General features: G+C 69.2%; 14 protein-coding genes. 5 read left to right on the forward strand and 9 right to left on the reverse strand.

The annotated features are described in order from the left end of the window. The first annotated feature begins 87 nt into the window (after positions 1-87). On the forward strand, positions 88-366 hold the full coding sequence (locus FVA80_RS25175) for an adenylosuccinate synthase (protein ID WP_147908577.1): 279 nt from the start codon (positions 88-90) through the stop codon (positions 364-366). 17 nt (positions 367-383) lie between these two features. On the opposite strand, the gene FVA80_RS32060 is transcribed toward FVA80_RS25175, so the two are convergent. Continuing rightward, positions 384-512, reverse strand: a complete 129-nt coding sequence (locus tag FVA80_RS32060; protein ID WP_281407077.1) for a hypothetical protein — start codon at positions 510-512, stop codon at positions 384-386. A gap of 245 nt (positions 513-757) precedes the next feature. Between FVA80_RS32060 and FVA80_RS25180 the strand changes: the two genes are divergently transcribed. Beyond that, positions 758-1,288, forward strand: coding sequence for a DUF3016 domain-containing protein (locus FVA80_RS25180; protein WP_147908576.1), 531 nt, complete (start codon positions 758-760; stop codon positions 1,286-1,288). Between the two features lie 43 nt (positions 1,289-1,331). Here the strand turns inward: FVA80_RS25180 and FVA80_RS25185 are convergent, their stop codons facing one another. Both FVA80_RS25185 and FVA80_RS25190 read right to left on the reverse strand, forming a co-directional pair. Then, on the reverse strand, positions 1,332-2,906 hold the full coding sequence (locus FVA80_RS25185; RefSeq protein WP_147908575.1) for a PepSY-associated TM helix domain-containing protein: 1,575 nt from the start codon (positions 2,904-2,906) through the stop codon (positions 1,332-1,334). A 10-nt stretch (positions 2,907-2,916) separates the two neighbouring features. Then, complete coding sequence (locus tag FVA80_RS25190; RefSeq protein WP_147908574.1) at positions 2,917-5,265, reverse strand: TonB-dependent siderophore receptor; 2,349 nt, start codon at positions 5,263-5,265, stop codon at positions 2,917-2,919. Between the two features lie 744 nt (positions 5,266-6,009). Between FVA80_RS25190 and FVA80_RS25195 the strand changes: the two genes are divergently transcribed. After that, positions 6,010-6,420, forward strand: a complete 411-nt coding sequence (locus tag FVA80_RS25195; protein WP_348644597.1) for a helix-turn-helix transcriptional regulator — start codon at positions 6,010-6,012, stop codon at positions 6,418-6,420. Between the two features lie 43 nt (positions 6,421-6,463). Here FVA80_RS25195 and FVA80_RS25200 read toward each other — a convergent pair whose 3' ends face one another. From FVA80_RS25200 to FVA80_RS25215, 4 genes are all read right to left on the reverse strand, one after another. After that, the gene (locus tag FVA80_RS25200; protein WP_147908572.1) at positions 6,464-7,849 is read right to left on the reverse strand and encodes an FAD/NAD(P)-binding protein; all 1,386 of its coding nucleotides are present in this window, start codon (positions 7,847-7,849) and stop codon (positions 6,464-6,466) included. A gap of 287 nt (positions 7,850-8,136) precedes the next feature. Then, on the reverse strand, positions 8,137-8,487 hold the full coding sequence (locus FVA80_RS25205) for a hypothetical protein (RefSeq protein WP_147908571.1): 351 nt from the start codon (positions 8,485-8,487) through the stop codon (positions 8,137-8,139). 390 nt (positions 8,488-8,877) lie between these two features. Beyond that, on the reverse strand, positions 8,878-9,792 hold the full coding sequence (locus FVA80_RS25210) for an autotransporter outer membrane beta-barrel domain-containing protein (protein WP_147957891.1): 915 nt from the start codon (positions 9,790-9,792) through the stop codon (positions 8,878-8,880). 93 nt (positions 9,793-9,885) lie between these two features. After that, positions 9,886-13,428 carry a S8 family peptidase gene (locus tag FVA80_RS25215; RefSeq protein ID WP_246692132.1) on the reverse strand — a complete coding sequence of 1,181 codons (3,543 nt, stop codon included), beginning with the start codon at positions 13,426-13,428 and terminating at the stop codon, positions 9,886-9,888. Positions 13,429-13,880: 452 nt separating this feature from the next. On the opposite strand from FVA80_RS25215, the gene FVA80_RS25220 reads away from it, so the two are divergent. Continuing rightward, positions 13,881-14,993 carry a helix-turn-helix domain-containing protein gene (locus tag FVA80_RS25220; protein ID WP_147908569.1) on the forward strand — a complete coding sequence of 371 codons (1,113 nt, stop codon included), beginning with the start codon at positions 13,881-13,883 and terminating at the stop codon, positions 14,991-14,993. Between the two features lie 45 nt (positions 14,994-15,038). On the opposite strand, the gene FVA80_RS25225 is transcribed toward FVA80_RS25220, so the two are convergent. Both FVA80_RS25225 and FVA80_RS25230 read right to left on the reverse strand, forming a co-directional pair. Further along, a complete protein-coding gene (locus FVA80_RS25225) occupies positions 15,039-15,497 on the reverse strand; it encodes a DUF6691 family protein (protein ID WP_147908568.1) in 459 nt (152 codons plus the stop codon). After that, positions 15,494-15,907 (reverse strand): YeeE/YedE family protein, encoded by a 414-nt coding sequence (locus tag FVA80_RS25230; protein WP_147908567.1) that lies wholly within the window; start codon positions 15,905-15,907, stop codon positions 15,494-15,496. The genes FVA80_RS25225 and FVA80_RS25230 overlap by 4 nt, the downstream gene beginning before the upstream one ends. Before the next feature lie 320 nt (positions 15,908-16,227). On the opposite strand from FVA80_RS25230, the gene FVA80_RS25235 reads away from it, so the two are divergent. Then, the gene (locus tag FVA80_RS25235) at positions 16,228-16,419 is read left to right on the forward strand and encodes a hypothetical protein (RefSeq protein WP_147857105.1); all 192 of its coding nucleotides are present in this window, start codon (positions 16,228-16,230) and stop codon (positions 16,417-16,419) included. The last annotated feature ends 15 nt before the right edge of the window (positions 16,420-16,434 follow it).

The following is a 16,434-nucleotide window of genomic DNA, read 5'->3' on the forward strand; positions in this document are numbered from 1 at the left end:
CGCTAGCTTTTTGATCCGCATCGTCTTTTCCCGACAGCCGCGGCTGCTTCTCGGGACGATGCGCTAGGAATACAGGGAGACGGTCATATGGCGTTCAAGCCGAAATCTGCCGCGGAGACCAAGGCGAAGGATCTGGCCCTCGCGCTCGCACGGATTGCCGAGGGCGATGGCACGCCCGCGCATATCGGAGTCGACCAGTTGCGGCGGGCGAGCCCGCGCCTGACCCCGCTGGCGATCGGCCAGATGGTCCGCAAGGAACGCGCGATCGTCGAGGAGACGCTCGCCGAGCGCGGCCTGGCCCTGGTCGACTATGCCGATCAGGGGCCGGGTCGCGGGATGGAATTCGTCATCGACGCGGCGGGATGATCCGGTCGGGCCGCCGATCAGGCGACCGCCGGACGACCCCGCAGCAGACGACCGGCCAGGCGGAACGGCAGGAGCGGCAGCTTGAACAGCGCCGTGACTGCCAGGACCGCGACAACGGTGAGGATCGCCAGGATAGAATTGAGCAAGCGGTGCGCGCTCCCATGAAGGGCTGCCCTCGCGGGCTGATGACGACAGCTGGCGCCCGGAACGCGGCGAGACTATGGACGCCCCGTCACCCGATGGCTGAATACATATCCGGCTCATCATCGCCCGGAACGCGGAAACAGGAGCCCGCGCAGGCGGTTTCCCCTCAGTCGGACACAGTGTGCCCGGTCCCGGCGACACACGGCCGCAACCGCGGATCACGACACAGCGAGACGGTGAGCGCGCGATGAGCAAGCACGGTACAGGCAAGGTCGGCCTCGTCCTTGCCGGGATGCTCTCGACGGCCGGGTCGGCCCTGCTGGCGGCCGGACCGGCCGCCGCCGAGGTGCAGGTCCGCTACGCTGCGCCTGAACGCTTCACCGACGCCGAGAACCGTTTCGCCTCCGGCCAGCCGCTCCGGGTAACCCTGGCGGAGTTGACCCGGATCCTGGTGGATCTCGGCAACACGCGGCTCCGGCCGGACGAACGCCTCGACATCACCGTCCTCGACGTCGATCTGGCCGGGTTCGACCGGTCCGGCTTCGCCTCGCCGAGCGGCGTTCGCGTCGTCACCGACGCCACGCCGCCGCGCATCCGCCTCGCCTACGTGCTGCGCCGCGGCGGTCGCATCGTCGCGCAGGGGGAGGATACGGTCACGGACATCAACTTCCTGCTGACCTCCAATCCGCGCTTCTCCACCGGCGGGCTGTATTATGAGCGCCAGCTCCTGCGGAACTGGTTCGCGCGCCGCTTCCCCACGGGGCCCGAGCGCGGTTGACGGGCGGGCCCGAGCGGTCGCCGAACCCATCCATCCCGGCCCTCTATTCGGCGGCGGTCCCGCTGAAGGCCTGCCGGTTCGCGCCGCGCGCGCGCGACGACCGGGGGCCGTCGTAGCGGGCAGCCTTGCCGGCTGCGAACAACAGGAGGGCTGCGAGACCGAGCAGGACGAGATCGACCCCGACGAACAGCGGATCGACCGGATCGCCCGCGCCGTAGGCCCGCTGCATCCGCCAGCCATCGGCCACGGCGGCCGCCGCGTACAGGGCGGCGGCCGCGCTCAGCACCGCGGGCCAGGCCCGGCGCTGCGGCCGCAGCATTCCGACCAGCCCGATCAGCACCCAAACGCCGAAGAACCCGCGGATCTCCCAGAGCGCCCGGTCCGGCAGATCCACCGGCAGGATCCGGTTGGCGAGGAAATAGGCCGCGATCGCGGCCGGCAGCCCGGCGATCGTCGCGATGTTCAGACCCTGGACCAGGCGTAGGCCCGGATGCAGGGCGGTCCCGGCCATTTTGGGCAGGCGTGCCACCGACCACAGCATCAGCCCCGTGGCCACCATGGCGCTGCCGGCGAGCCCGCACAGGAAGAACAGGACGCGGAGGCCCGGACCGGCGAAATGCGCCTCGTGCAGGCCGACCATGGTGGTGAAGGTCTTGGCCGCCGGCTTCAACCCGCCCGCCCGGACCTCCAGGACGGCGCCGGTGGTGCCGTCGAAGGCGACCTGCGGATGCTCGTGCGAGAGGCCGTGCGGCTCCTCGAACACGACCACCACGGTGGCGTTCGCGTCCTTCGGGTTGACGACCGAAATCCGCTCCAGGGGCTCGTGGACCGTCTCCAGCGCGCGCGCCACCATCGGCCCGACGGGCGCGAGGGTACCGGGCCGGCCCGCGGCCGGGCGCGGCGCGGTGATCTGGCCGGCTTCGGCGAAGAAGCGCTGCGTGTCGCCGTGATAGACCGCGTTCATGCCCCACGGCATGTACATGAACGACAGCGTGACGAGCCCCGTATAGGTGATCATCAGGTGGAACGGCAGGGCGAGCACGCCCGTGACGTTGTGGGCGTCGAGCCAGCCGCGCTGGGCGGACTTGTCCCGCCGGAAGGTGAAGAAGTCGGCGAAGATCCGCCGATGGGTGATGATGCCCGAGATCAGCGCCATCAGCATGATCATCGCGCAGATGCCGACGACCCACCGGCCCCAGAGGGGCGCCATGTTCAGCTCGAAGTGGAACCGGTAGAGGAAATCCCCGCCGCGGGTGTCGCGCAGGGCGGCCGGCGTCCCGGTCTCCGGATCGAGGAACACCCGCTTCGGCGGCTGCCCCGGCCCGGTGCGCCAGAGCACTTCGAGCAGGGGCAGGTCCGGGCGCGGTGGCGTGATGAACCACGCCCGCGCGCCGCCCGCCTCAGCCTGCAGGTAGGCGACGCCGCGCTGCACCGCTGCGGCCGTCGCGTCCGGGCCGATCACGGCATCGGCGCGGAGCTCGGGCCGCATCCAGCGCGAGATCTCGGGCCGGTAATAGCTCGCGGTTCCGGTGACGAAGACCGCGAACAGCACCCAGCCGACGATCAGGCCGGACCAGGCGTGCAGCCACGCCATCGACTGCCGGAAGCTGTTGCGCATCGGTCGGCCCTCACCAGCGGTAGCGCAGGGTTCCATAGACCGTGCGCGGCAGACCGTAGAAGCAGGCCGAGTAGGACAGACAACTCGAGACGAAGCGCTCGTCCAGCAAGTTGTTGACGTTCAGCTCCGCCGTGAGGCCCGCCAGGCTCGGAGCGATGTGCCCCATATCGTAGGACGCGAGGGCATCGACGACCACGCTCTCCGGCACCTGGAAGGTGTTGGCCGGATCGCCCCAGGACGGGCCGAGGTAGCGCACGCCGCCGCCGATCGCGAGGCCCAGCAGGGGGCCGTCGGTAAAACGGTAATTCGCCAGCAGCGAGACCGTCGTGTCCGGCACCTGGACCGGGCGCCGCCCCTGGAGCGGCACCGACAGCCGCGTGAGGTCGTTCGCCGTGCTGCCGGCATCCCGCACGTTGCGGATGTCGAGGAGCGAGACGCCGCCGATCAGCGTCAGGCCTTCGGTCAGGTTGGCCCGCGCCTCGAACTCGAAACCCTGGGCGCCGACTTCCCCGGTCTGGACCACGAAGCCCTGGCGCAGGGGATCCGCGGAGGTCCGGTTCGACTGGCGGATGTCGAAGAATGCGGCGGTGAGCAGGATGTCGGTGCCCAGCGGCTGGTACTTGATGCCGGCCTCGTACTGGTCGCTGCGGATCGGGTCGGGCACGCGGCCCACCGACCCGAAGGCGCTGTCGAACACGCGCCCGCTCACGATCGGCTCGAAGGCCTGGCTGTAGGACACGTACGGCGCCACGCCGCTGTCGAAGTGGTACAGCAGGCTCGCACGATAGGTCAGGGCGTCGGACGGTGCGTCCTGGAGCGTCAGGGTGCTGGTGTTTCCGGAGAAGCTGCGGGTCGGGCCGGTCTGGCGGGCGACGTCGTAGCGGCCGCCGAGGGTCAGCACGAGGCGATCGAACTTCGCCTGGTCCTGGAAGTAAACGCCGGTCTGCTGCGCATCGACCCGCGAGGTGGTGTTGAAGGCCGGGAAGGCGATGTTCATGGCATAGTTCGGCGCCAGGATGTTGAGGTCCGGGGCGCTCGGGAACGGGGTGCCGCTGGTGCGGGTGCTGAAGGTCCGGTGATCGACGCCCAGCAGGGCCGTGTGCGCGATGAACCCGGTATCGAACTCGGCGATGAAGTTGTTGTCCATCGTGTAGGCTTCGGCGGCCACGTTGGTGCCGATGATCGACCGCGCCAGGAGCGGCCCCGTCGCGGTCGGCCCGTTCCGGTCGTTGAAGGCACCGTAGACGCTGCGGTAATCGCCCTGGGTGCGCAGGTAGCGCCCGGCCGAGTGGAACCGCAGGTTCTCGCCGATACGCTGGTCGAACAGGTACTCGATCGAGGCCTGGGTCCGGTCGGAGCGCTCGATGTTGCGATCGCCGTCGTAGAAATTCACCGGTAGCCGGCCGAACAGGCCGCTGCCGAAATTGCGTGCGAACACGGTGCCCACCGCCGGGAAGCCGCCGTAGAACCCCGAGAACGGATCGCGCTGGTAATTGCCGATCAGGGTGAGCGACGTGTCGGTGGACGGGCGCCAAGTGATGCTCGGCGTGATGAAGGCCCGCTCGACCTTGGTGGTCACGGCCGGCCCGTCGCCGTTCCAGCCGAGCCCGACCACCCGGTAGGCGAACTGGTCGGCCAGGCCCGGGATGTCGGACGCGATCGGGCCGCCGACGTCGAAGCCGCTCCGGACCTCGTTGAACCCGCCGCCCTGGATGAAGACCTCGCCGTGGCGGACGAACTGCGGCACCTTCGAGACCAGGTTGACGATGCCGCCCGGGCCGGACTGCCCGTACAGCACCGAGGCCGGCCCCTTGATGATGTCGATCCGCTCCAGACGGTAGACGTCGATCGACGTGTTGGCGTCGCGTCCGCCGATGATCGCCATCTGATCGAGGAAAACCGGGGCGGCGAAGCCACGGATGTTGAACAGCTCCAGGCGGGTCGAGCCGGCACCCCCGCGCGATTCGGCGAAGACCCCCGGGGTGTAGCGCAGCGCCTGGGTGACGGTCAGCGCGTTCTGGTCCTGGATCTGCTGTCGGCCGACGACCGAGACCGATTGCGCCGTCTCCAGGATCGGCGTGTCGGTCTTCGTGCCGACCGTGCTCCGGCTGGCGACGTAGCCTGGAACCGGGCCGGTCGCGCCGCCGGCACCGTACAGGTCACCGTTGAGGGTCCGGCTGGGGGCCACGCCGGTCACGCTCAGTTCGGATAGCTCGATGTCGGTGGTCGGCGCGGTCTGCGCCCCGGCGGCACCCGGCGCGACCACGGCGCAAGTCGTTGAGAGCAACGCGAGATACAGGGATCCGGCCACGGACCGTTCAATCACGTTCCAGGTCGATGCAGCCCGGGACCGGTTCATCTTTATGCCTCTAATACAAGCACGGATCCGACCGTACTCTCTCAAAAACCGCGACTTCACGCCGCCGTGATCGTGTTGGCATCTCCTTATTGGTCAAAGCAACCGGAATATTATGGAAGGATTCTAAGATAACCTGGACTCATTCCAAGTTGAGCGGCTTACGGGAGGCCTCTCCCTTGGGTAGTCACGATGTCGAGGCCGGCAATGCGCCTCCCGCTGAGCTGTGGGTATTCAGGCGCATCGAGACGCGTTGGTTGCGTGGCATCGGGCGCAGTGCCGACGCCGATGCCTCGATCGTGTCGTCACAAAGCGGCGCGCGGCGTATGCGAACGGGTGGCAGCAATCTGGAAACGTAATCTGGCTAAGAGCCTGTCCGCAGAGGTTTCTGTTCCGGATGGCAGGGTCGCCGCAGTCCCAGCCACCCTGGGGATCTCCGGTGGCAACCCGTGACGGGGCCGCGGAACGACGGGCCGGAGGGAGGAGCGTGGGAGTTCCGCTGAATACGCCTCACGCGTGTTCGATCGGATGCCGGCGTGGCAAAGTACGCATCGGATCGTGGGTGCGGCCCATCGCAGCCCGACGACCCGATGACACGGTGACACAGGGCATCGGATACAGCCAAGATATGCATCTCGCACAAGCGAGGGTTGCATGGTAGTGCGAAACTCAATCGTGCGCTATTCAGTTAGGCAGCCTGTGGAACGTGGCCGACCTCGGCTGCACGCCTTGAGAGACCGTGAGACCATGATGAGCGTCGTGACCAAGCCGAAGCTGGCGACCGAAGCCGACCGCGCGATCGGTAGCCGCATCGCGGCGCTCCGAGCCGCTCAAGGCCTCAGCCAGACGACTCTCGGTCATGCCATCGGGGTCAGCTTCCAGCAGGTCCAGAAATACGAGAAGGGCCGCAATCGCGTGGGTGCGAGCCGCCTGCAGATGATTGCCGACCTGCTCAAGGTCCCGGTGGAGACCTTCTTCGCCGACAAGGTGCCCGCTGAGGCTGGCACCGAATCCATCCAGGCCCTGTTCGACGACCCCGAAATCATGGATCTCGTGGCAGCATTCCGTTCGATCCCGGATCAGACCACGCGCAGCGGCGTCCTGTCGATCGTGAAAGCCGCCGCCGCCCTGCGGCAGGCCGCCGGCACCGGGAACTGATCCCACAACCACCCTGGCCGTCGATGCCGCGCCGTCACGCTCCTCACCCGAGCAAGCCGGCCACCTCGCGCTCGATGTGCTGCGCAATGTCGGGTGCGCCGGTCATCTCACCGAAGCTGCCGCGGGTCATCGGTCCGAACGCGTAAAGGCCCGGCTGCGGGCGGCCCGCCGGCCCGAGTACGCGGCTTCGGCGGTCGACGGCCAAGCCGAGACCGACCGTATCGAGGCAGGCCGTCCCATCGACCAGCAACGCGGCGACCAGCGGATTGCGCGCGACCTCACGTTCCGGGCCGGTGCACAGCACCACCGCGTCAAACCGCCGTCGCGTGATCGGGCCGTGTCGCGGGCGCAGCGTGGCTTCCAGACGCCCGTCCGCGTCACGATCGAGTCCGGCGAGGGCGGCTTGCTCCACGACGAGGCGCCCCTCGGCCCGCGCCCGTTCCAACGTCACTGCGATCTGTGGGGCGATGCGGAACCGGTGGACCTCCCAGAACGGCAGCAGGCGGCGGACGACGCGCCGCTTCTCGGCGGCCGGCAGCCCGCCCCAGAGATCGGGCAGCGCGGTGCGCAGGGAATCGACCACCGGGTGCCAGCCCAAGGCCGGATCGGCTTCCGCAATCTGCCGGCGGACCAGCTGCAGGAGGCCTAACGCGGTGGTTGGCGGCGAGGCGCCGACTACGTCGAGATCCATCCGGAACAACCCGTGGGCCTTCGGCAGGAGGCCCCGTCGCGACACCGAGGTGATCGGCCCGCGATGACCCGCAGCGCCGAGGCTCGTCACCACGTCGGCCATGGTCAGCCCCGTGCCGACAACCAGTACGGAGGCGTCCGCGCCGATCCCCGCGAGCGCGTCGGCCCTCCAGGGATCGGCCACGAAGCCCGCGGATTCCGCGACACCCGGCCCAAGCCGGCAGGGCAGGGCGGGTACCGCGTGGCCGAAGCACAGCGCGACGCGGTCGGCCATGATCGTCTCGCCGGATTCGGTGACGACGCGCCAAGCGTCCTCCGCCGCCGCCACCGAGGCGGCCTTGGTGCGCAGGTGGCGCAGGTGGACGCGCTCGGCGGCCGCCGCCAGCGTCTCGGCCAGGACATCCGCGATGTAGGCACCGTACGCGGCGCGCGGCACGTAGGCGCCGCCGGCCTCATCCTGACTTGCGGCGTCGGGCAGGAAGCCGTTGGCGTGCAGCCACGCGGTGACGGCACCAGGCGTTTCGGCTGCGATGTCGAGGCGGTCGCTCGGGACGTTGATGCGGTGGCTACGGTCGCGGGTGCTGTAGGCGACCCCGCGCCCGAGCTCGGCCCGGGGCTCCAGAATGACGAGGTCGAGCTGGACCGATGAGGCTCGCACGGCATGGATGGCGAGCACCGCGCCGGTGAAACCGCCGCCGACGATCGCGATGCGGAGCGGGTTTGATGTCGGTCGCGTCATCACGGCATGTCCCGGAGAAGTTCCGGGCACCTTCGATCAGGCAGGCGCCGTGTGTGCAACCCCAGCTTGATCGCTTACGAGTCCGGCCCGAACCGATAACGGTCGCGGCGACGCGGTCCGATATCGCCGGGATATGCCGTGCTGTTGCACTGGGCGAACCTGCCGCCCTGTTCGCCGGGCCGGGGCTTCTTTTTCATCGGTTCGCCGCGCTCAGTTCGATGTTTCCCGTGAAACATCGGCAAGCCCTCCCTCGTCACCGATCCGGTATGCGGATCGGCTCCGGTCGCTCATGCGACCCCGGGTGCGAACTGGACGAAAGCCCCCGCGAAGGCCGCAACGCCTGATAACGCTCCGGCTGCCTGGTAGGCGAGTACAGGTAATCGACGCTGCGTCAGGACCGTGCCCAGGACGGGAAGCGCGATCAGGTTCATCGCAACACCGGCCAGAACTGCCGCGGCCATGGCCCCGAGTGGAAGGTAGAGTACGGCCGTCAGCAGGGTCTGCACGGTGCCGAGGTCAGCGATCACCCGGATTCCGCCGCCAGCTAGGAAGCCGATGGCCGCAGCCGCGGTGATCGCCTCCCTGAGCCGCTCAGTGCCCTGGTGTGCCGGACTCTCGTTGGCGGTCGTCTCAATCACGGTTCTCTCCCGAGCGTTCGACACCGAGCGTCGCCGATGGGAGTCTTATTTACAATCAAGAGTTGTACTTACAACCGAAGCACACGTGGCAGATGGAAAGGCGGTTAACCCCAGCAACGGCCCGACCCTCATCGTCGGAAGCGAAGCGGCCGTCCGCAGTGCCTGACACCGGCCTCGGACGGCTGGCCCGTCCCATCCGCGAACCCGCACGCCTGTACCAGCGAGCCGGCGGATCAGCGCATGATCCCTTCAATGGCCCGAACCCAACTCCCCTCAGCGCGCGAGCGCCGAGGGGTCCCGTGTGGCTTTCCGCTGTGCGTGCCGACCCAATAGATCAGGCGACAGATCGTGACCGCGGCTACCGGGCAGGGGCAGCGGTCAACGTTTGCACTACCAGGCCGCCTGCAACCCTGCGGAGAAGACCTGGGCGGTGGCGTTGGGGCGGACCTCGCCGGTGTAGCTCACCGACAAAGACATGCCCTGCGCAACCGGGCCGGACAGGCTCACGCCTAGCACCGCCCCGTCCCGGGACAGCGCAGAGGTTCGGGTCGAGAACGGCACCCCGAACAGGCTCGAGCGCACCATCGCCGCGGTGTCGGCCAGCTCGTGCGCCCAATACGCCCGGGCATCCAGACGCAGCCCAGCGCCCGCATCCACCGCCACGCTGGCGATCCGGCCGCCGGCCAGAATCCGGGCCCCCTCCAACGTCGCCGTGGTGAAGGCCTGCTCGGCTAGACCGCCGCGCTCGACGACCCGGCCGCGGCTCAGCCGGTCGTAGCTGAAGCCCAATTCGGGCACGACCTCGACCGGCAGGCCGGTGCCGATCGCGCAGCCGGCGAACCCGGACAGGCTCAGGTCGCCGCCCGCGGGGGCGCCGCGCGCCCGGGTCAGGTTCGAGCCCAGCGTCACCGTCCGGTCGACCCGGCCGTCGGCGTAGGCGCCCCCAGCCGTGCCGCGCAGGACGACGGCGCCGAGACGGGTGGTGCCGTACACCGTGCCGCCGTAGCTGTCGGCGCTGAACGAGCCGGGCGCGAACCCGGCCCCGCCGCTTCGGGAAGCCCCGGTCTCGCGCAGGTAGCTGAACGCGCCGCCCACCAGGGTGTCGCGCCCGATTTGGCGGTCGACGCCCAGCAGCAGGCCGCCGGCATCGAGGGTGGCCCCGCCGGCGGCGTGGTCGCCGCCGCGGCTGCCGAAGCCGTAGAGCGCGTCCGCCCAGATCCGGCCCTCGCCGGAGGCCAGCGGCTGGTCGGGGCGCCCGCTCCACCGCGCAGGTCGATCGCGGTGCGGTTGGGCCGAGCCCGGCACCGCCGGCGCTGAAGCTGGCGCCCCCGCTACCGCCGAGGCTCATGTGCCGGTCGATCGTGGCGGTGATCAGCCGGCGCGCCGTGAGGTCGGCCATCACGGCGTCGCCGTAGCTCTGGCCCGACAGGCTGGCGAGCCCGCCCGCCAGGGAGCCCGGCGCCGTCGCGTAGAGCGGATCGAAGAACCGCGCGCGCGCCGCGTCGGGCCGGGTGCCGGCGTCCGGCCGGGCCAGGTCGAGGGCCGCACCGACCGCCCGGCATTGCCGGTCTGGGCCAGGCCCAGGGGCGCGAGGTTGCCGTAGGCGGTGGGCGTGACCACCAGGTCGAGGCCGGTTGCGCCATAGAGCGCATCGAAGCGCGTGGCCGCGGCCAAGCCGGCCGCCGGCTGGGCGAGCCCGCTGAACGACCCGCCGAGGCCCGCCTGCGCCACCAGCACCGAGAAGCGCTGGCCCAGCGCCGGCGTGAAGGCGTTGCCGGCATTGCCGGTGATCCCGCGCAAGCTCGGCACGAGGGTTCCGTTGGCCGCGACCGCCCCGCTCGGGCCGACCGCCAGCAGGCGGGAATAGTTGCCTGTGCCGGCGCCGGTGCCGAGGCCGTCGATGTCGATCCCGAACACGCTGCCGGGGGCGAAGCTCACCGGGCCGGCCACCGTCAGGGTGCCGGGCGAGTTGCCCGGCCGCAATGCGCCGGCCACCGCCACCGGGGCGGCGACCGTGCCGGTGCCGCGCAGGGTCCCGGCCGCCGCCACCGTGATCGGCGAGGTCCAAAAGCCGTTGAGCGACCACGTGCCCGCCTGCACCGTGGTCGGTCCGGAGAAGCGGCCGGTGCCGGTGAGGTTGAGCGTGCCGGTGCCGACCTTGGTCAGGCTGGTCGGGCTGGTGCCATCCAGGATGGTGCCGGCATACGTGGACGAGGCGGGGCCGCCGACCGTGAGCCGGCCGTTGCCCAGGACGGCCGTGGCCGATCCGGACAGGGCGGCCACGGTGTAGGCGCCGCCACCGAGGTCGAGCGAGCCGGTGGTGGCGAGCGCGGTGATCCCGGTGATCGGGCCGGTGAAGACCAAGCTGCCGGTGTTGGTCAGGGCGCCGTTGATCTGTCCGGACAGGTGGGCGGTGCCGGTGTTCGACACGGGGCCGCTGAGGGCGCCGTCGCTGACGAGCAGGCCGTCATTGCCGATCTCGGCGGCCGAGAGGCTCGCCCCGGAGGCGACCGCGACCGTGCCGGCATTGCCAAGCGCACCGGCCAGCCCGTAGGCGCCGCCACCCGCCACCGACAGGGTGGCGCCCGCGGCGTTGGTGAAGGTGCCGTCGCTGGCGACCGTACCGGTGACCGCGAAGGTGCCGGCGGCGTTCCGGATCGCGCCGTCGACCCGCCCGGCGCTGGCGACCAGCGTGCCGGTGTTGGTCACGCCGCCTGAGACGGTGCCGCTGGTCGTGAGAATCCCGGCATTGGCGACGCCGCCGCCGATCGTGCCGGTGTTGGCCGTGTATCCGGCATTCGCCAGACCGCCCGAGAGACTGCCGCTGGTGATGAGGGTTCCGGCGTTGCTCACGCCGCCCGCGATGGTACCGGTGTTGGCGGTGTAGCCGGTATTGGACAGTCCGCCGGAGAGGCTGCCGCTGGAGGCCAGCGTCCCGGCGTTGCTCACGCCGCCGGCGATGGTGCCGCTGTTGAGGGCGTACCCGGCATTGGCCAGGCCGCCGGAGATCGCTCCGCTGCTGGCGAGGAGGCCGGTATTGATCACGCCGCCCGAGATGGCGCCGCTGTTTGACGTGTATCCGGCATTGGCGAGGCCCCCCGAGAGCGTGCCGCTGGTGGCCAGGATACCCGCATTGATCACGCCGCTCGCGAGGGTGCCGGTGTTGGCGGTGTAGCCGGCGTTGGCCAGGCCGCCCGAGGCGGTGCCGGCGTTCAGGAAGCTGCCGGCCGTGCCGACGGTGATCGGCGCGACGAGGCGGCCGGTCGCCGTCAGCGCCAGGGTGCCCGCAGCCACGAAGGTGCTGCCGGTATAGGTGTTGGCCGCCGACAGGCTGGCCGTGCCGGGGCCGGTCTTGACCAGGGAGCCTGGCCCCGTCCCGTCGGTCATGACCCCCGCGAAGCTCGAGGTCCCGGTATCGATCTGCAGCGTGCCGGTGCTGTTGAGCGTCACCGGCCGGGCGGTGGCGAAGCCGTCGGCCAGGACTTCGAGCGTGCCGCCGCCGAACGCGAGCCCGCCAGTCGCCGCACCGAGGTTGCGGTCGGCCAGGACGCCGAGCACACCGCCGTTGATCGCAGTGCCGCCGGCGTAGCTGTTGGTGCCGGTGAGATCGAGGATGCCGGCCCCGGTCTTGATCAGGCCGCCAGGCCCGGAGATGTCGTTGGCGAACAATCCGTAATAGGCTTGGCCCTTGTAGGTGGTGTTCACCGTCCAGGTCGAGGTGAACTGGCCGGGACCGTCGATCGCCTTGCCGAGGTTGAGCAGGCCCCAGCCGAACACGGCGTTCGGGATGTTGCTCGGACCGTCACCGAGATGGGTGGCGGTGGTGAACATCGTCTGGGCGATCTGCGGCGCCGTCAGGAACGGGAAGGCCTGACGCAGAACGGCGGCGGCGCCCGCAACGTGCGGCGCCGCCATCGAGGTGCCGCTTATCGTATAATAACCGTTCGTATGTTGATCGACCGGATGGTCGTTGCGCGGCCAAGTCGAGTAGATCTCCGTCCCCGGTGCAGATATGCACCAAGCAGCCGCGGCGCCGCAAAGATTGCTCGACCAATTCGGCGAGTTGTTCTCATCGATGTTCACGACGGCGACAATATAACCAGAAACATCCGAGAAGTCCGCCTGTTTCTGCTCGATTCCGTTTACGTCGAAGAGACGATAAACACCGCTATCAGCGTGTTTAGGTGTGATGTACGGAATCAACGATGAACTGGAAGCATTATTCCAATTATAAATATTTCCGTTGATATGATTGTTACCGGCCGCAAAAACCAAGAGTATGTCTTTTTCGGCGGCTTGTTTGATCGCGTCGTATTCGGATTTCATCGCTTCGTAAGAATATCTTTGAAAAATATTTGAGTCTTTAAAATAATACCCGTAACTACCGTTCAATATTCTTGCGCCGCGCTCGGCGGCATATTCAATCGCTGACGAAGTGTTGCCTATGAGTTGAGCGACGGGCTTATTGTAGGTTGTGCCGTCGTCGGTCCCCACGATAGCTCGGAGGGCCAAGATCGTGCTCTCGAACGCGACACCCATCATACCGGCGGGATTACCGTCGCGGGCGGCGCCGATGGTCCCGGACACGTGCGTGCCATGACCATCCCGATCCACGATCGCGGGCATGTCGAAAGGAGGCCGCGCCCGCGAAATCCACTCGTAGAAGTCGGCTGAGGCCGGCGAGATCCGCGTTCCGCCAGGGGTCGCCAGGTTCCGGAACTCTGGATGCCCTGCATCTATGCCGGTGTCGACCACGGCCACCAGCACGCCAAGGCCGGTAAAGCCGCGCGCATAGGCGGTCGCGGCATTGATGGCTCCGAGACCCCAATCGTTCCGATACTCGGGCGTATCGAAATCCGACGCCGTCAGGCCCAGGAACGCGGGCGAGCGTCTCACGACACCTTGGGCCGCCGCCGGCTCCAGCGCTGCGGCGAGTGCCACAAGCGAGCAGCCGAGTAGAAGCCCGCGCCGAGCCCGTCCATGCCGCCTTCCGACGCGGTCCGCTCGCGTGTCAGGGCCGCAGCGTTCACCCGTCGGGCTCATGGCATCGTGCCGGTCTGACATGAGGGTCGTCCGTTCAGTCCCAAGGAAGGTTGGTCGCGGGACTTACGCAGGCACTCCTTTGACAGACTATGACACCCCGGGCACAGGGTGCCGCGCACGCGCGATTTGGCACTTTCTTCACCCCTTTTGAGACGTACTGCATGCGGCGGGGCCACGCGATGAGCGCACTCGATCCGGATTGACCGGCGGGAAGCCTATCCAAGGGTCCGGCCGAAGTGTGTCGAAAAGAATCGATATTATTCGGCGTTTTCAATTTGCTTCCTGCGATAGTGCTCGTCGAAAGACTGACATCAATCGCTGGGGAGCGGGATCATTGCGGGTCCGATACGATGAGACATCACAGCGCCCTCGCCGACTCTGTAGAACAGCAGCGGGGCCCGGCCCCATCGACGGCGTCCCCTTCTGGCGCGGAGGCGTTCCGCTCAGGCGAAGCGGATGCCGCAGCCCCGGCCCCCGGAATCGCCTGCCTCCGCTTCGAGCCCCCCGGCGATCCGGCCGCGCTGGGCCGGGCCTGGCAGGCGCATCTGGCGCCGGTCTTCGCGGTCAGCTTCGGACCCGAGACCGACCTCACCGTCCCGATCGCGATGCGCAGCTATCACCTCGGCGAGCTGCTGGTCGGCGACGTGATCGCGCCCGCGCACATCCTCGAACGGTCGCCGGAGATGATCCGCCAGCAGGGGCTCGACCACATCCTGCTGCAGTTCTACCGGCGTGGCCAAAGCCTCGTCGAGACGGACCACGACGCTGAGCCGGTCGGCGAGGTCCAGTGCATCGTGTTCGATCTGGCCCAGCCCGCGCGCATCGTCGCGGGCGCCGTCGATGCCACGAACGTCGTGATCCCGCGCGTCTTGCTCGAGAAGCAGGGCTGCCACCCCGACGCCCTGCACGGCCGGCCCCTGGACCACGACGGTGACCCGTTCGGGCGCCTGGTCCACAGTTTCGTCGCCAACGTCGTGGCCTGCGGCGACCGTCTGGACCAGCGCGAGGCCCTGGCGGCGGCCGCGGCGATCACCCAGCTCTGCGCGACCTGGCTGCGCGGCCGGGACGCGGGGAACCCTGTCCCGCACCAGGACGTGCGGATCCGGGTCCGCCGGTTCATCGAGGCCGAGCTCGGCAACCCGAAGCTCTCGCCGGCGCTGATCGCCGCGCGGCTCGGCCTGTCGCGCTCGACCCTGTACCGCGTGTTCGCGCCGAACGGCATCGTCAGCTACATCCGCGACCGCCGCCTGATGCACGCGATGCGGATGCTGGTCCGGGACGAGGCGCAGCCGGCGCGCGTCTCGCGGGTCGCCTTCGCGGTCGGCTTCTCGGACGAGCGCACCTTCCGGCGCGCCTTCAAGCGCCGGTTCGGCTTCATCCCGAGCGACGCCGCGCAGCGCCCGGGCCCCGGCCGGGGACCCGAACCCCTGTCGGTCCTGCAGAGCTGGATCGAGAGCCTCTGAAGGGGCCGGCCCGCGCGCGGAACGCCCGGTCCGATCATCGGCCGGTCAGGCCGAGGGTCTCACAGAGGGCGCGTTTCTGGCAGGTGCGGTCGGCAGCAGGCCGTGGAGCGCCATGCCGATGAGCATCGCGGCGACGAACACCAGGACTGGCACCGCTCCCGTGGACAGGGCCGCCACCGCCGGGCCGGGACAGAAGCCGGAGAGCCCCCAGCCGATCCCGAACAGGGCGGCGCCGAGGAGCAGGGGCGCATCGATCCTGCGCCAGCCCGGCAGGTCGAAACGGGTATCCAGCACCGGGCCAGGAAGGCGCCGGCTCACGGCATAGCCGAGCCCCGACACCGTGACGGCCCCTCCGAGCACGAGGACCAGACTGGGATCCCAGGCGCCCGCGACGTCGAGGAAGCCGCGCACGCGGGCCGGATCGAGCATGCCGGAGAGCGCCAGGCCGAGCCCGAAGGTGAGGCCGGCGGCCAGGGCCGCGAGGCTGCGCAGGGCCGCGCTCACGCCAGCACCCGGGTTGCGGCCACCGTCAGCATGCCGGTTGCGAGGAAGACCAGCACCGCCGCGAGCGAGCGGGGCGACAGACGGGCGAGGCCGCACACCCCGTGCCCGGATGTGCAACCGGAACCGAGCCGGGTCCCGAAGCCGACCAGCAGGCCGGCCAGGGCCAGGACCGGCAGGTTTGCTGCGATCCGCATCTCGGGCCAGCGCCCGGCCAGCAACGCGAAGGCCGGCGGCCCGAGGACCAGCCCGAGCAGGAAGGCGGCGTCGGCGAGCCAGCGCGCGCGCCCGGGCCGGCCGAGGCCTGCGACCAGGCCGCTGATCCCGGCGATCCGGCCGTTCAGCAGCAGGAGCATCGCGGCGGAGAGGCCGATCAGCAGGCCGCCCGCGAGCGGCGGGAGATAGGTGCTCATGCAGGTCTCGCTTCGGGGTCTCGTGTCGCGACTCGAAGGCCGCCCCGGCAGCCCCCGACCATCGGGGTAGCGCCCGGGACGGCGCGGAACAAGCCTTGCCAAACGCCCTTGAACCGGCAATTATCGATTACTTTCAGGCACTTAATGAAGATCGTGCTCTTTCACGAGCAATCCGCGAACGAAACCTTCTCCTCAACGGCCGGGCAGGCGGAAGAGCTTTCCTGGAACGAGCCGGGACCTCGCCGGACCTGCTTCGGACTTCGAATCGGGCCGGCACGATCGGCTCCCGCAGCGACGACAGCGCGAAAGGTTCAGCGACGATGGCGCACGGTGATCAAGTGGTTTTCCAACGGCTCGACCTCGCGGAGATCCTGGGGATCTGGCGCCATGCGCGGGGGCGGATCGTCGGCATCCACCGGCAGCACGGCCATTCGGCCACGGTCGACGTGAAGTTCGAAGGGCACGAGACGCTGGAGCACTACCTCGCCGACCTGTTCCAGCTGGTGCATTGATGACGCCCGTCATCC

Source organism: Methylobacterium sp. WL1 (genome assembly GCF_008000895.1).
Taxonomy (GTDB): Bacteria; Pseudomonadota; Alphaproteobacteria; order Rhizobiales; family Beijerinckiaceae; genus Methylobacterium.

What these genes read in the sequence shown, in the direction of transcription:
- FVA80_RS25175 (WP_147908577.1), top strand. Translation starts at nt 88, where the DNA reads ATGGCGTTCAAGCCGAAATCTGCCGCGGAGACCAAGGCGAAGGATCTG.
- FVA80_RS25180 (WP_147908576.1), top strand. Translation starts at nt 758, where the DNA reads ATGAGCAAGCACGGTACAGGCAAGGTCGGCCTCGTCCTTGCCGGGATG.
- FVA80_RS25185 (WP_147908575.1), bottom strand. Translation starts at nt 2,906, where the DNA reads ATGCGCAACAGCTTCCGGCAGTCGATGGCGTGGCTGCACGCCTGGTCC.
- FVA80_RS25190 (WP_147908574.1), bottom strand. Translation starts at nt 5,265, where the DNA reads ATGAACCGGTCCCGGGCTGCATCGACCTGGAACGTGATTGAACGGTCC.
- FVA80_RS25195 (WP_348644597.1), top strand. Translation starts at nt 6,010, where the DNA reads ATGATGAGCGTCGTGACCAAGCCGAAGCTGGCGACCGAAGCCGACCGC.
- FVA80_RS25200 (WP_147908572.1), bottom strand. Translation starts at nt 7,849, where the DNA reads ATGACGCGACCGACATCAAACCCGCTCCGCATCGCGATCGTCGGCGGC.
- FVA80_RS25220 (WP_147908569.1), top strand. Translation starts at nt 13,881, where the DNA reads ATGAGACATCACAGCGCCCTCGCCGACTCTGTAGAACAGCAGCGGGGC.
- FVA80_RS25230 (WP_147908567.1), bottom strand. Translation starts at nt 15,907, where the DNA reads ATGAGCACCTATCTCCCGCCGCTCGCGGGCGGCCTGCTGATCGGCCTC.
- FVA80_RS25235 (WP_147857105.1), top strand. Translation starts at nt 16,228, where the DNA reads ATGGCGCACGGTGATCAAGTGGTTTTCCAACGGCTCGACCTCGCGGAG.